Origin of the sequence: Pseudomonas sp. S4_EA_1b, from assembly GCF_016307435.1 — a bacterium.
Lineage (GTDB): Bacteria > Pseudomonadota > Gammaproteobacteria > Pseudomonadales > Pseudomonadaceae > Aquipseudomonas > Aquipseudomonas rhodesiae.
The window spans coordinates 1-11,904 of the sequence record NZ_JAEILC010000172.1 but is presented as its reverse complement, the minus strand read 5'-3'; the positions used below and the strand labels follow the sequence as shown (position 1 = coordinate 11,904).

The 11,904-nt window shown below is 62.5% G+C and carries 9 protein-coding genes and 1 pseudogene; 4 read left to right on the top strand and 6 right to left on the bottom strand.

What is annotated here, in order from left to right; genetic code table 11:
- The 4 genes and pseudogenes from YA0848_RS34690 to YA0848_RS34675 form a co-directional block, all read right to left on the bottom strand.
- Positions 1–745 (bottom strand): hypothetical protein (locus YA0848_RS34690; protein WP_198731566.1); only part of this gene is annotated, 745 nt, incomplete at its 3' end.
- Positions 746–882: 137 nt separating this feature from the next.
- Complete coding sequence (locus YA0848_RS34685) at positions 883–1,947, bottom strand: lipocalin-like domain-containing protein (RefSeq protein ID WP_034111027.1); 1,065 nt, start codon at positions 1,945–1,947, stop codon at positions 883–885.
- Positions 1,937–4,399: pseudogene (locus YA0848_RS34680) on the bottom strand (ABC transporter permease). Before YA0848_RS34680 ends, YA0848_RS34685 begins: the two are co-directional and overlap by 11 nt.
- Before the next feature lies 1 nt (position 4,400).
- Positions 4,401–5,069, bottom strand: a complete 669-nt coding sequence (locus YA0848_RS34675; RefSeq protein WP_034098980.1) for an ABC transporter ATP-binding protein — start codon at positions 5,067–5,069, stop codon at positions 4,401–4,403.
- A 235-nt stretch (positions 5,070–5,304) separates the two neighbouring features.
- On the opposite strand from YA0848_RS34675, the gene YA0848_RS34670 reads away from it, so the two are divergent.
- The 4 genes from YA0848_RS34670 to YA0848_RS34655 all read left to right on the top strand — a co-directional run bounded on the left by YA0848_RS34670 (position 5,305) and on the right by YA0848_RS34655 (position 10,523).
- Complete coding sequence (locus YA0848_RS34670; RefSeq protein WP_052229497.1) at positions 5,305–6,018, top strand: histidine phosphatase family protein; 714 nt, start codon at positions 5,305–5,307, stop codon at positions 6,016–6,018.
- A 183-nt stretch (positions 6,019–6,201) separates the two neighbouring features.
- The gene (arnT, locus tag YA0848_RS34665; RefSeq protein ID WP_047882618.1) at positions 6,202–7,857 is read left to right on the top strand and encodes a lipid IV(A) 4-amino-4-deoxy-L-arabinosyltransferase; all 1,656 of its coding nucleotides are present in this window, start codon (positions 6,202–6,204) and stop codon (positions 7,855–7,857) included.
- The gene (locus YA0848_RS34660; RefSeq protein ID WP_169903406.1) at positions 7,857–9,377 is read left to right on the top strand and encodes an ArnT family glycosyltransferase; all 1,521 of its coding nucleotides are present in this window, start codon (positions 7,857–7,859) and stop codon (positions 9,375–9,377) included. Before arnT ends, YA0848_RS34660 begins: the two co-directional genes overlap by 1 nt.
- A 366-nt stretch (positions 9,378–9,743) precedes the next feature.
- On the top strand, positions 9,744–10,523 hold the full coding sequence (locus tag YA0848_RS34655; RefSeq protein ID WP_034098983.1) for a helix-turn-helix transcriptional regulator: 780 nt from the start codon (positions 9,744–9,746) through the stop codon (positions 10,521–10,523).
- Between the two features lie 32 nt (positions 10,524–10,555).
- Here the strand turns inward: YA0848_RS34655 and YA0848_RS34650 are convergent, their stop codons facing one another.
- Both YA0848_RS34650 and YA0848_RS34645 read right to left on the bottom strand, forming a co-directional pair.
- Positions 10,556–11,482: a pyridoxamine 5'-phosphate oxidase family protein gene (locus YA0848_RS34650; protein ID WP_169903405.1), complete on the bottom strand. Its 927-nt coding sequence runs from the start codon at positions 11,480–11,482 to the stop codon at positions 10,556–10,558.
- A 79-nt stretch (positions 11,483–11,561) separates the two neighbouring features.
- Positions 11,562–11,904: LysR substrate-binding domain-containing protein (locus tag YA0848_RS34645; protein WP_232925255.1), on the bottom strand; the 343-nt coding region annotated here is incomplete at its 5' end.

The window sequence follows — 11,904 nt, the reverse complement described above, 5'->3', positions numbered from 1 at the left end:
TCTCCACATACTTCGCCTTCCTGCACTGCGCCTCCCGCCCCGTCACACACGCCTCCTTGATCTCCAATCCCGCCACACCCACATCCAGCGCCACGCCCAGATAGGTCCCCTTGCCCAACCACTTCGACATTTGCGCGGTCTCCCGAATCCGCTGTGCATACCCGGCGATCTCACCTTTATGCAGATAGCTTTTGGTCGATATTCCCAGCACCTTTTTCAACGATTCATGCCCCTGCAGCCCTGTGCCAAAACGTGCCGCGCCTTGCAGTTGCAGGTCCAGGCGGCGGAACAGGGTCTGGCGCTGTTGGATAAAGGCATCGCGGTCCAATGCGCCGTCTTTCAAGCGCTGATGCAACTGCTCGATTTCTTCCAAGGTCTGCGCCACGTCATTAAGATGCCGCGCCCAAGCCGCTGTGGCGCTGCCGATGCCTATGGAGCTGTATGTCATAAAGCTTTGTAACAAGTCATAGTTGCCGATCAAGGCCTTGCCGGTGGATGAGTTCATGTCCAGGTTGCGTCGCACTGCTTCGGCATGCCGCATCAACCAGGCTTCCTCGCCGGAACAACTCACGCTGTGGGGATCGGGAATAATCACCAACTGCCCCGGCGTGACCAGGCCGGGGCGCAGGTGTCGGTTCAACACATCAAAATGTTCGGAACGTTGTCGGGTCGGGGCGCTGCCCATCAGGCGGGATTTCAAGCTGTGGTAGTCCGTGGTGCGGTCGTTGATATAGCTCTGCGCCATGCCCTACATCCGGGATGCAAAGAAGATGGCGTGGAAATATAAGCAAGCGCCTACGCCCCGGACACAAGCGCAGGTGGGGTAAAGCGCATTTGGGAAGTTGCCTACTGGGTGAGGAAATAGCGCCTACGGAAACACCCCTAATAGCCGGTCATCTCCAAGTAACCCACCCCACCGTCAAAGCGCACCGGGCCTTCCCAGTACGGAATACTCAGGCTCATCCAGGCGTTCGGGTTAAGCGCCTCGGTGGTGATGTCCAGCTGTTTGCTGGGGATCTTCAGCGACCAGCGCGTCGGTATCTGGCGCCCATCGATGGCGGTAGTGTGCAACGGCGTCAGTTGGATATCGCCATTGTGCAGGGTCTGGGTATGGCCTTCGCGGTCGATCCAGGTGCCGGTCAGGTAGGGCGCACCGTCGGTTTGCCGCACCCGGAACAGCATCAGTTGTGCGCCGCGATCCAGGTGCAGGGAGAACCAGTCCCAGCCGCTCTGGCTGGCGCTCAGCGGTTGGCTGCTCCATTCGCGGTCGAGCCAGGCGGGGCCGCTGACCTGATAGGTCTTGCCATCAATGCTTACGCTGCCCTCGGCGCTAAAAAATGGCTGGCTGTAGTAATACGACGCCTGGCCCTGATCGGATTTGCGGCTGTAGCCGTTGTCGCCCTGTAACACCAGCGGGCGCTGGGAGGTCAGGCGCAGGTCGTAGGCAAATTGCGCACCGTGGGCCTTGAGTTGCATGTCGGTCAATGCGCGGGTGGCACCGGGGCGGCTGGCGAAATTCCAGTCATCGATCCAGGCATTGAACGGCGCCGCTTGCGCCCCGGCCTGGCCCACGCCGCCACGGGCAAAGCGTTCGGCGGCGTAGTGGCGGGTGGCAGATGTGACGGCTGCATGTCCGAGCCACAGGGTGGAGTCGTGCCAGCCCGGTTGGGTGGGCCCGGCCTTCAAGGCGTTGCGAAACAATGTCCACTGCACACCGAACTGATTGCCCTGGGCATCCTTGAGATTGGCGGTGACGTACCACCATTCGATGCGATACCCCGCGTGGGGGCCATGGTCTTCGGGAAAGCTGAAGACTTTGCCGGGCACCACTTGGGCAAAGTCCGCCGCATCGCTGCCAAGGCCGGCGAAGCTTTCCGCGGGCGCAGGGGCTTTATCGCAGGCCGCCAGCAGCCACAGCACAGCCCAACACAACGACCTAACCTTCATGGGCAAATGTCCTCAACAAGTCCGCCGGACGGCTGCGATACAACTGCCACAGCGGCCAGGCCGAAGCCAGCAACGTGGCCAGCAGTGCCAAGCCCAGCAATTGCGCCAATTGCCATGGGAACACCTGTAACGGCAGGCGCCAGCCGAACGCCTGCACATTGATCACCGCGTCCAGGCACCACGCCAACAGCAGCCCCAGCGGCAGCGCCAGGCACAAGGTGAGCACCGCCAGCAGCCAGGTCTGGCCGAGGTTGAGCAGCATCAATTGTCGCCGCGTCACGCCCAGCGCCCACAGCGGTGCGAGTTGACCGAGGCGGCTCTGGCTCTGGGTCAGCAGGCTGATGAACAACGCCACGCCCGCCACGCCGAGGGTCAGGCTATTGAGCGCGGCGGTGGCGGCGAAGGTGCGTTCGAACACCTGGCTCGACCAGCCCTTGAGTTGCTGCTGATCGATGATGCGGCTGTCCTCCAGGGCAAACACCCGTTGCAGGTCAAGGATCAGCGCTGGCACATCGGACGGCGCGACCCGCAGGTTGAAACGCGACGGCGACAGGCCCTGCCAGTGGCTGAGCAAGTGGGTGGCATTGATCAGCAGATGGCCCTTGGGGTTGCCGTAGTCGGCGTAGATGCCTACCACCTTCGGCGTCCACGGCCCCTGCGGCGTCGACAGGTTCAGCGTGTCGCCCAGATTGACGGCCAGGCGGCGCGCCAGTTGCTCGCTGAGCATCACGCTGTCGCCGTCACGCAATTGATCCCAAGGCGCGCGCGCCGCTTCCAGCAACGGCCAGTGCTGCCGATAGGTGGGATCGTCGACCACCCCTGACAGGTCCGCCGGCCAGCCTTGCACCTGCACCGCCACCTGCCAGGTGGGCAGTACCGCACGCACCCGTTGTTGCTGCGCCAGCCAGGTGCCCAGTTGCTCGGCCTGGGCCGGGCTTTGGGGGTTGAGGTACAGCTCGGCGGTCAGGCGTTGTTCCAGCCAATGATTGAATGTATGGCGAAAGCCCGAGGTCATGGAACCGGCACCGATATTGGCGGCCAGCGCCAACAGCAACGCCATCAGCGCCAAGCTCAGGGCCGGCAGTTGCTGACGGCAATCGGCGAGAAACCATTGGCCGAGCACCGAGCGACTGCGGCCCAGCACTGCTTTGAGCAAGCCGTTAAGCAACACCGGCAACCCCAGGGCGGCACCCAGCAGCAACGCGGCCATCAACACAAAGCCGGCGGCCAGGCTATCGCCGCGCCACAGCGCCAACAGGGCCACCAGCAGCGCGAAGGCGGCCACATAGCCTTGACGCTGCAACCAGCGCCCGTGGGCCTCGTGCCAGGCCTGGGCATTGGCCAACGCCAGCAACGGCAGGCGCGCCGCACGCCATAGGCTACTGGCACCGGCGAGCAAGGCGCCGAGCAGGCTAACGCCCAAACCGGCCAGCCACCAGCCTGGGTTCAGGCTCAATTGCCCCGGCACTTCGGCGCCATACAGACCGCGCAGGCTGGCGGCCACATCCGGCAGCAACAGGCTGGCCAGCAGGTAACCGCTGGCCACGCCGAGCACGCCGCCGAGCAACGCCAATGCACCCTACTCCACCCCTAAGCCGACGATCAGGCAACGCGCGCTGACGCCGCAGGCACGCAAGGTGCGCAGCAACCCACGCCGCTGCTCCAGGGCCAGGCCGATGGCGGCATGCACGATAAACAGCCCGACTACGAAGGACAAAAAGCCCAGTGCGTCGAGGTTCAGGTGAAAACTGTCGGTCAGCCGCGCGAGGTTGTTGTCCTCGCCCTGCTTGAGTTGGAGCCCGGCGGGCGGCGTGGGGCGGTCGGCGGCGAAAGCGTTGTCCAGCAACAGGCGTGACAAGCGCTCGGGCATCCCCAGCAACGGCTGGGCGAAAGCGATATCCGTGAGCAACAGCCCAGGCGCCATGTCCGCTTGGGCCTGCAACGGCGGCAGGCGCTGCCCGTTCAGCGTCAAGGGTTGCTCACCCGCTTGCAGCCCGAGGGCTTGCAAGGTTTGCGGGGCGACCCAGGTGCGGCCCGGCGGCGCGAAGAACGCCAGCATCTGCGCCTGGCTCAAGCGCTGCCCCGCCACCGCGCCACTGCCCGGCAGCGACAGCGGGTCGATGCCCATCAATTGCAGGCGCAGGTCTGCATGCCCTTGAAGTTGCACCCTGCCCTGCACCACCGGCGACACCGGCCACCCGGCACGGCGCAACTGGGCAAACAGTGCCTGGGGAAAACTGGCGCCGTCCGGCATCGCGAGGCTGGCCTGGGGTTCGCCGCCGATCAATTGGCTGGCGCGGGCGTAGCTGTCGCGCGCCTGGCTGTTGAGGGCTTGCACCCCGGTCAATAACGCGGTGGCCAGCCACAGGCCGGTGAGCACGCTGAAAAACTGCACGGGATGGCGACGCCAATGACTGAGCAAGGCGCGCAACGTCCAATAGAACACCGCCATCTCAGACTGCTCCCGCCGCTACGACCTGGCCGCGATGCAGCACTACCTGGCGATCCAGTCGTGCAGCGAGGCGTGGGCTGTGGGTGACCATCAACAGGCTGGTGGGGCTGTCGCGCAACAGGTCGAGCATCAGTTGCAGCACCTCGTCGCTGGTGGCTTCGTCGAGGTTGCCGGTGGGCTCATCGGCCAACAACAGCCGCGGACGCGAAGCCAACGCACGCCCCACCGCGACCCGCTGCTGCTGGCCGCCCGAGAGTTGCTCCGGGTAACGCGTCAGCAAATCCCCCAGGCCCAGGCGCTCGATCAATTGCGCCTGCCAATGGGCATCGAAACGCCCCGCCAGCCGCGCCTGGAATGCCAGGTTGTCGGCCACGCGCAAACTGCCGATCAGGTTGAATTGCTGAAACACCAGGCCGATGTCCGTACGCCGCCAGTGCGCCAGTTGCGCCTCGCTCATCCGGTCCAGGCGCTGTTCGCCGATCTGGATACGGCCACTATCGACTCGATCCAACCCGGCCACCAGATGCAACAGCGTGCTCTTGCCGCTGCCCGACTCCCCCATCAACGCCAGGCTGCTGCGTGCGGCCAGGTGCAGATCGACACCGGCCAGCACCGTCAACGGGCCCTGAGGAGTGACATAGCTTTTAAACACGCCTTGCACCTGCAACATGGGAGCACTCGTTTGATGGGTGGCCATCGAGGATAACGACTGCGGTCCGAGCCCACGCAAATTTTTCACATGGATTTCACCGGACGGCCACCCGTCACTCTTTAAATTGCCGGCCAAGCGTCATCCGTCGGCAACTTGTTAGTTGCTACGCCTGGCAACTTTTAAACGCTCCATGTTCAGCGAAAAGACAGCCGCTCTGTGACAGCTTCTGGCTCCACTCAAGGCAATCGCCAACATGTCGCGCCCAATAAATAAAACGCTGGCGACAGCGCCCAAGGTGAATGAAGTGGTTGACCTGACCCTGACCAAACCACGCGCACGCCGACACTTTCTCAAGCGCTTGTCAGCGCTCTGGCTGGGCATTACGGTAGTTGCCTTGCTGGTGACTGCTTTCATGAACTGGCCCTTATCGCCACGGGACTTGGGAGTCGGCAATCGCCTGCTGAGTTCATCGGTGTTGCCGCTCTGGCGCGATGGCGATCTGATTGTGCTGGTGCGCCACGAAGAGCGTTGCGACCGTTCGAGCAACCCGTGCCTGGGCCCCGTCGAAGGCCTGACGATTGAAGGCAGCCAACGCGCCGAACAACTCGGCAAAGCCTTTAAATCCTTGGGCATGGAAGGCAGCGACGTGCTCGCCAGCCCGACCATTCGCACCGCCCAGACCTCCCGCTTCATGTTCGACAAGACCGATGTCACCGCCAGCCAGCAAGCCGTCTGCGGCGCGGCCATGGGCGAGGAATTGCTCAGCCATAAACAGCCCGGGCGCAACCTGGTGTTCGTCACGCACAGCGGCTGCATCGCCGACTTTGAAACCCATCTGGGCTACCCCCGTGCGCGGTTTCCCGAGTACGGCAGTGCACTGTTCGTGCAAGTTCTGCCCAACGGTAAGTTCAAAACCCTGGGCATTGTTAATAACCCCGATTGGCCCGCTGCCCTCAAGCAACTTTAAGCGCAGTACAACGACCGCCACAGCGTGTTCAGCAAAAAGACAGCCCTGTTCTGGCATGTTGAATTGCGTCTTTAAATCAGGACGCCATGACTCTTTCTCGCCACTTAGTGAACGCTTTGGTTCTTCCGCTATGACTTTATTAGTTCAAACGGTCTCCATAAAACGTCAAGGAGCGACGTTGCCATGCCCCGCATAAAACCGTTGCACCTGCTGTTATTGGCCTTCGCAGGGTTTTATCTGCTGCCCTTGGGCCTGCACGGTTTGTGGACGCCGGATGAAACCCGCTACGCCCAGGTCAGCCAGCAAATGCTGCTCAGCGGCAACTGGGTGGCACCGCACTTTATGGGCATGCGCTATTTCGAAAAACCCGCCGGAGGCTATTGGCTGATCGCCCTGGGCCAAGCCGTGTTCGGCCAGAACCTGTTCGGCGTGCGCATCGCCTCGGCCCTGACCAGCGGCCTGAGTGTGTTGCTGGCCTATCTGCTCGCCCGCCGCCTGTGGAATGATCCGCGCAAAAGCTTCGCCTGCGCCCTGCTCTACCTGAGCTTCGGCTTGATCGCCGGCCAAGCCGGGTATTCCAACCTCGATCCGCTTTTCACGCTGTGGGTCAACCTGAGTCTGGTCGCGTTCTGGTTTGCCCTCGACAGTCAAACACTGCCTGGCCGACTGAGCGCCTGGGCCATCGTGGGGCTTGCCTGCGCCATGGGCTTTATGACCAAAGGCTTTCTGGCCTGGGCGCTACCTGTATTGATCGCGGTGCCCTATATGCTCTGGCAACGGCGCCTGGGGGCATTGCTGCGCTACGGCCCACTGGCGGTACTAGTGGCGGCGCTGGTGTGCCTGCCGTGGGTGTGGGCGATTCATGTGCAGGAACCGGATTTCTGGCGCTTCTTTTTCTGGAACGAACATATTCGCCGCTTCAGTGCCGAGGATGCGCAGCATGTGCGACCGTGGTGGTTTTTCCTGCCAATCATGGCTGTGGCGTGCCTGCCCTGGGCGGGGCTGCTACCCAACACCCTGCGCAAGACCTGGCAGGAAAAAAACCAGGCCCCCATTCGCTTCCTGGCCCTGTGGCTACTGCTGCCGCTGGGATTCTTCAGCCTCAGCAACGGCAAGCTGCCGACCTATATCATGCCGTGCCTGCTGCCGCTCGCCCTGCTCATGGGGCACACCTTGACCGACCTGATCAGCCAAGGCAAAGCCCGGTCGATCTGCCTTAACGGCCTGCTTAATTTCGCCATTGGCATGGCGGCGATGATCGGCCTGATTTACCTGCAAATCGCCCGACCGCTATACGGCAATAGCCATGCCGAGATGTTCAGCCTGTCCCTGACCTTTATCGTGCTGTTGGTGTGGATTCTGACCAACCTGCTGCAAGCCTTCCGCCCGTTGACGCTGTGGGCCATGCCGACCCTGGGCATCGGCCTGCTGGTGGTACTGCTGCCCGCCGGCATGCCGGCGCTGATCACCGACAATGAAATGCCCGACCAATTCGTGCAAGAACACCTGGGCGAACTGCAGCAAACCAGCGCCTTGCTGAGCAACCAACTGGAAAGCGCCAGCGCCCTCGCCTGGCGCCTGCAACGCCCTGACGTGACGTTGTACAACACCGAGGGCGAATTGCGTTACGGCCTGCAATACCCCGATGCCGCGCAGCGTAAGGTGGGCGTGGCGCAGGTTCAGGACTGGCTCAAAGAGGCCCGCCGTCACGGCCCGGTCGGCGTGCTGCTGCGGGTCGGCAGCACCAGCGAAATGGCCGAGGCTGGGCAACTGCCGCTGGGTGGTAAACGCTATAACAAAGGCTATCTGGAACTGACCCTGTACCCGCAGGTGCCCTGATGCCGTTTTTTCCTCGCAGCGAACGCGGCGCCTTGCTGTTACTGCTCGGCGTCTGTGCCCTGTTGCTGTTGTGCGGGCTCGGCGCGCGTGACCTATGGGGGCCGGAAACTCGCTGGGCGAACATTGCCTTGCAGATGTTGCAGAGCGGCGATTACTTCGACCCGTACCTCAAAGGCGCGCCGTATTACGACAAACCCCTGCCCTCCTACTGGATGATCACCGGCATGGCGCACCTGATGGGCGGCCTGGGCCCGTGGTCGCTGCGCTTACCCTCGGTCATCGCCGCGTGGTTGAGCGTGTGGCTGATCTACCTGCTCGGCGAGCGCCTGTTCCGCAAAGGCACCGGTCTGATCGCGGGCTGGATGCTCGCCACCACGTTCTACTTCCTGTTCTGGGCGCGGGTGGCCACGGCGGATGTGCTGACTCTGTGCGGCGTCCTCGCCGCCGTATGGTGGTACTGGCGTGGGCCGGACGACACACGGTTGGGACGTTACACCGTGTTCTGCCTGCTGCTGGCAGCGACGTCGCTGTTCAAAGGCTTGATCGGCGTGGTGCTGCCAGGCCTGGTGTTGCTGCCGCACCTGCTCAGCAAGCAGCGCTACAGGCAGCACCTCAACCTGCGCTTGTTACTGGCCGCACTGATTGGCGGCGCGGCATATGCGGTGCCGTTCGTGTTATCTCACCTCTACGGCGCAGCGACTTACGGCGAGAGCGGCCTGGCGTTGGTGTTCCGGGAAAACGTGGTGCGCTTCTTCGATCCCTTCGACCACATGGGGCCGATCTACACCTACCTGATCTACCTGCCCGCCTACACCCTGCCCTGGACGCCGTGCTGGCTGCTGGGTCTGTGGCTGGCCGTGCGGCACTGGCGCCATACGCCTGCCAATGTGCGCTGGCTGGTTTGGGGCTTGGGTCTGTTATTTGTGTTTTTCACCGCCAGCGGCAGCCGACGCAGTTACTACGTGCTGCCGCTGGTGCCATTCGCCCAGCTGTTGGCCGCTTGGTGGTTGAGCGAACGCCTGGCGAAAACGCCGGCCAGTGGGACGCGCTGGCGCAAGGGTTTCGCCATCGCCGCCGTGGTGATGCTCGGTGTGCTTGGCGTGGCCTACCCCTGGAGCAACGGCAATGGCGGCGTCACCCGCTTTGCCGAGGATGTACGCACCGAGGCGGTCAAAACCGCGCCGTGGGATCAATGGCAGATGGTCATGTTGGAAGTCGACAACAAGGTGCCCCTGTACCTGCAAAACCAAGGCAACGCGTTCTACTACGTCAGCCAGGCCCAAAACTTCCCGCGTCAAGGCGACAGCGCCGCGTTCATGGCGTGGCTGGACACCACCAGCGGCCGGCACTTCGACCCACAGCGCACGATTATCGTCACAGCGTTCTCCAAGGACGACCCGATGCCGCTGGCTTACCTCGCCGCAGACCATCAGATCATCACGACACAACCGGATAACGGCGAACGGCTGTTTCAGGTGCGCGAGGACGGCAGCAGGGCGTTCATTCCTCGCCCGCCCTGAGGTGGACGGTCGAGCTGATCTACTGTCCCTGATATCCAAACGAATGGATCGGCACTTTTGATGCTTGAATGCTGAAACGATTAAAGCCCTGTAGGAAATTGGCTAGTAATTGGCGAGGACAACGTGAACAAAGGAATCTTTTCTTTAAAATTTTTTTTATATATTTCAAATACTTAAATAAATATAAAAACCTGACCTACTAAACCCTATCCGGAAACACCCCTTAGAAGCGTCGAATTAATGACGTGGTTTTTATGGCACGTTGTGTACCTCGTTTCAGCTGGATAAGTAGGATTAGGCCCTTATGTTTCAAGCAAACTCCCCGGGCGACCATTAACGGTGCTCGACCTCGACGATCAACGGGCCATGGATGCCCAGCCCTACGCCCCTCAGAGCCCACACTTTTATGCGCAACTGGGCGAGGTGATAACCCACAGCGGGCACGCCCATTTCGCCGACCATCTGCTGCATCTGGTAAACCGATGGGTGCCTACCCAGTGGGTCGATCTCAGCCAATGGGCGTTTGACGAATTGCCCGAGCGCGTCCTCGATATCACACGGCTGGGCAGCGCCGGCCACCCGCAGGCACGGCCGCCACGCCTGCCCTCGGCGAAGGACCACCCCTTGGTGCGAGCCATGCTCGACATGCAGGACCCGCTGCTGATCCAGCTGAACCCCAGAATCAATAACCTGCACCAGTGCCATCTGGTATCGCGCCACGGCAACCAACGCTGGGTGATCTCGCTGTTCCGGCCCTACACCGAACACGGGTTTTCCCTGACGCAGTTGTCATTCCTCAAGTGCCTGTCGGATACCCTTCTACCGTTGCTCGAACACCACGCCCAACTGCTGCGTCAGGCGCCGCGCAAAACCGATCACGCGCTGCCGGAACAATCGCAGCTGCAGCAGGCGTTCTACCGGCGCTTGTCTCTAGAGAACATCAGCCTATCGGCGCGCGAGCAGGAGGTGTGCCTGGGCCTGCTGACCGGCAGTACCGTGCCGCAGTTGGCGGAAAAACTCAGTGTGAAGAACAGCACGATCGAAACCTACCTCAAACGCGCCGGCGCCAAGCTGGGCATGAGCGGCCGGCACGGTCTGGCCAAGTGGATGATAGGCGCCGGTGAGTCTGGATACGGTAAGCGTTGACGCAGTCTGCACTGGACTAATGGGGTGAGCGATCACCCCATCGCCAGACTGAACGGCGAAAATTCCGCAAACCGCCAGCGCAAGGCCAATGCCGCCGCGCGCCGAACCATGTGCTCCACGGTCACTGTCCACACGCGCTGGGCGCCTTCGAACAGCGCCACTTGCGGCCCGTCCAGGATCAGCGTGGTGCGCCCGACAAGCTGCAACACATCCCCCGTGTCGAAATCGATAAACAACAGCCCTGCCACCGGGTTGGCCGCCAGGTTGCCCAAAGTGTTGAAGAACAGGTTGCCGGCGTAGTCGGGGATGGTCAGCACGTTGCCGTCGACGCGCACGAAACCGGTATTGCCGCCCCGGTGGGAAACATCCACCGCGCGCTCGCTGTCGGTGTCGACGTAACTGGCGACGAAGAAGGTGTCGGCGCTGCGAATCAGGTGCTGCGCGGCGGCGTCCAAGTGATCATAACGCTCAACCGCACTGCCCGGTTTGCGGGCGACGCCTTCGACCGGGCGCAATTGGATGTACTTGGGGCAATTACCGAAGGTGTGCACCACGTCCACCGACAATCCTTCGTGGTCAAGGGCACCGATGCGGCCGTTCATGCGATTGCGACGACGGGTATTGAGGTCGATGCCGAGTACGCCCACCGACGCGCCCTGATGCAGCCCCGCACGGGCCGGATCGCCCGCCGAGGGCAGGCTGTCGATCTGCAAGCGCTGCGGGTCGGGCGAATGCACAAAGCCCGGCGCACCTTCCACCAGGGTCGCCCAGGGAAAGCCTTGCGCATCCACCGCGCCCAGCACCAGGTACGGCAGCAAGGGGTAGAAATCCCGGTGCTGTTCGGGCAAGTGGTCGCGAATCACCTTAGGCCCGACCATCGCCATGCGCTCGGCAACGCCGGCGCTGTGCTGCATCTGCCGTTCGCCGGCATGCCAAGGGGACTGTTCGATCGGGCTCATAGGATCACCTCCATTAGGGATAGGCGAATGCTGCGCCCCGATACGCGACGGGGGAATCACCACCTCCGGCAATCCACTGTTACGCCAACTGAAATGCCGGATGCCCGCGCAGTGCGCTCACACAGTGTTCGACAAAACTGCGCACGCGCATCGGCGCCTGCCTGCCCTCGCGGTACACCACCTGCACCGGCAGCGGTGGCCCGTCGAAGTCCGGCAGCACACGGCGCAGGGCGCCGCTGAGCAAATGCTCATGCACCGGATAACTGAGGCACTGCAACAATCCAGCGCCCTGTACGGCGGCATTGATCGCGCCTTGCACCGTGGAACAGGCCAGACGCGCGCGGGTGCGGAACGGATCATAAGAGGCGGGGCTGGCGATCAAGCGATGCTGCTTGAGTTCATCGGGGTGGGTGGGTTCACCG

Coding starts and splice junctions, on each gene's coding strand:
- YA0848_RS34670 (WP_052229497.1), top strand. CDS start 5,305: ATGTCGCGCCCAATAAATAAAACGCTGGCGACAGCGCCCAAGGTGAAT.
- YA0848_RS34650 (WP_169903405.1), bottom strand. CDS start 11,482: ATGAGCCCGATCGAACAGTCCCCTTGGCATGCCGGCGAACGGCAGATG.
- YA0848_RS34685 (WP_034111027.1), bottom strand. CDS start 1,947: ATGAAGGTTAGGTCGTTGTGTTGGGCTGTGCTGTGGCTGCTGGCGGCC.
- YA0848_RS34675 (WP_034098980.1), bottom strand. CDS start 5,069: ATGTTGCAGGTGCAAGGCGTGTTTAAAAGCTATGTCACTCCTCAGGGC.
- YA0848_RS34655 (WP_034098983.1), top strand. CDS start 9,744: ATGGATGCCCAGCCCTACGCCCCTCAGAGCCCACACTTTTATGCGCAA.
- YA0848_RS34660 (WP_169903406.1), top strand. CDS start 7,857: ATGCCGTTTTTTCCTCGCAGCGAACGCGGCGCCTTGCTGTTACTGCTC.
- arnT (WP_047882618.1), top strand. CDS start 6,202: ATGCCCCGCATAAAACCGTTGCACCTGCTGTTATTGGCCTTCGCAGGG.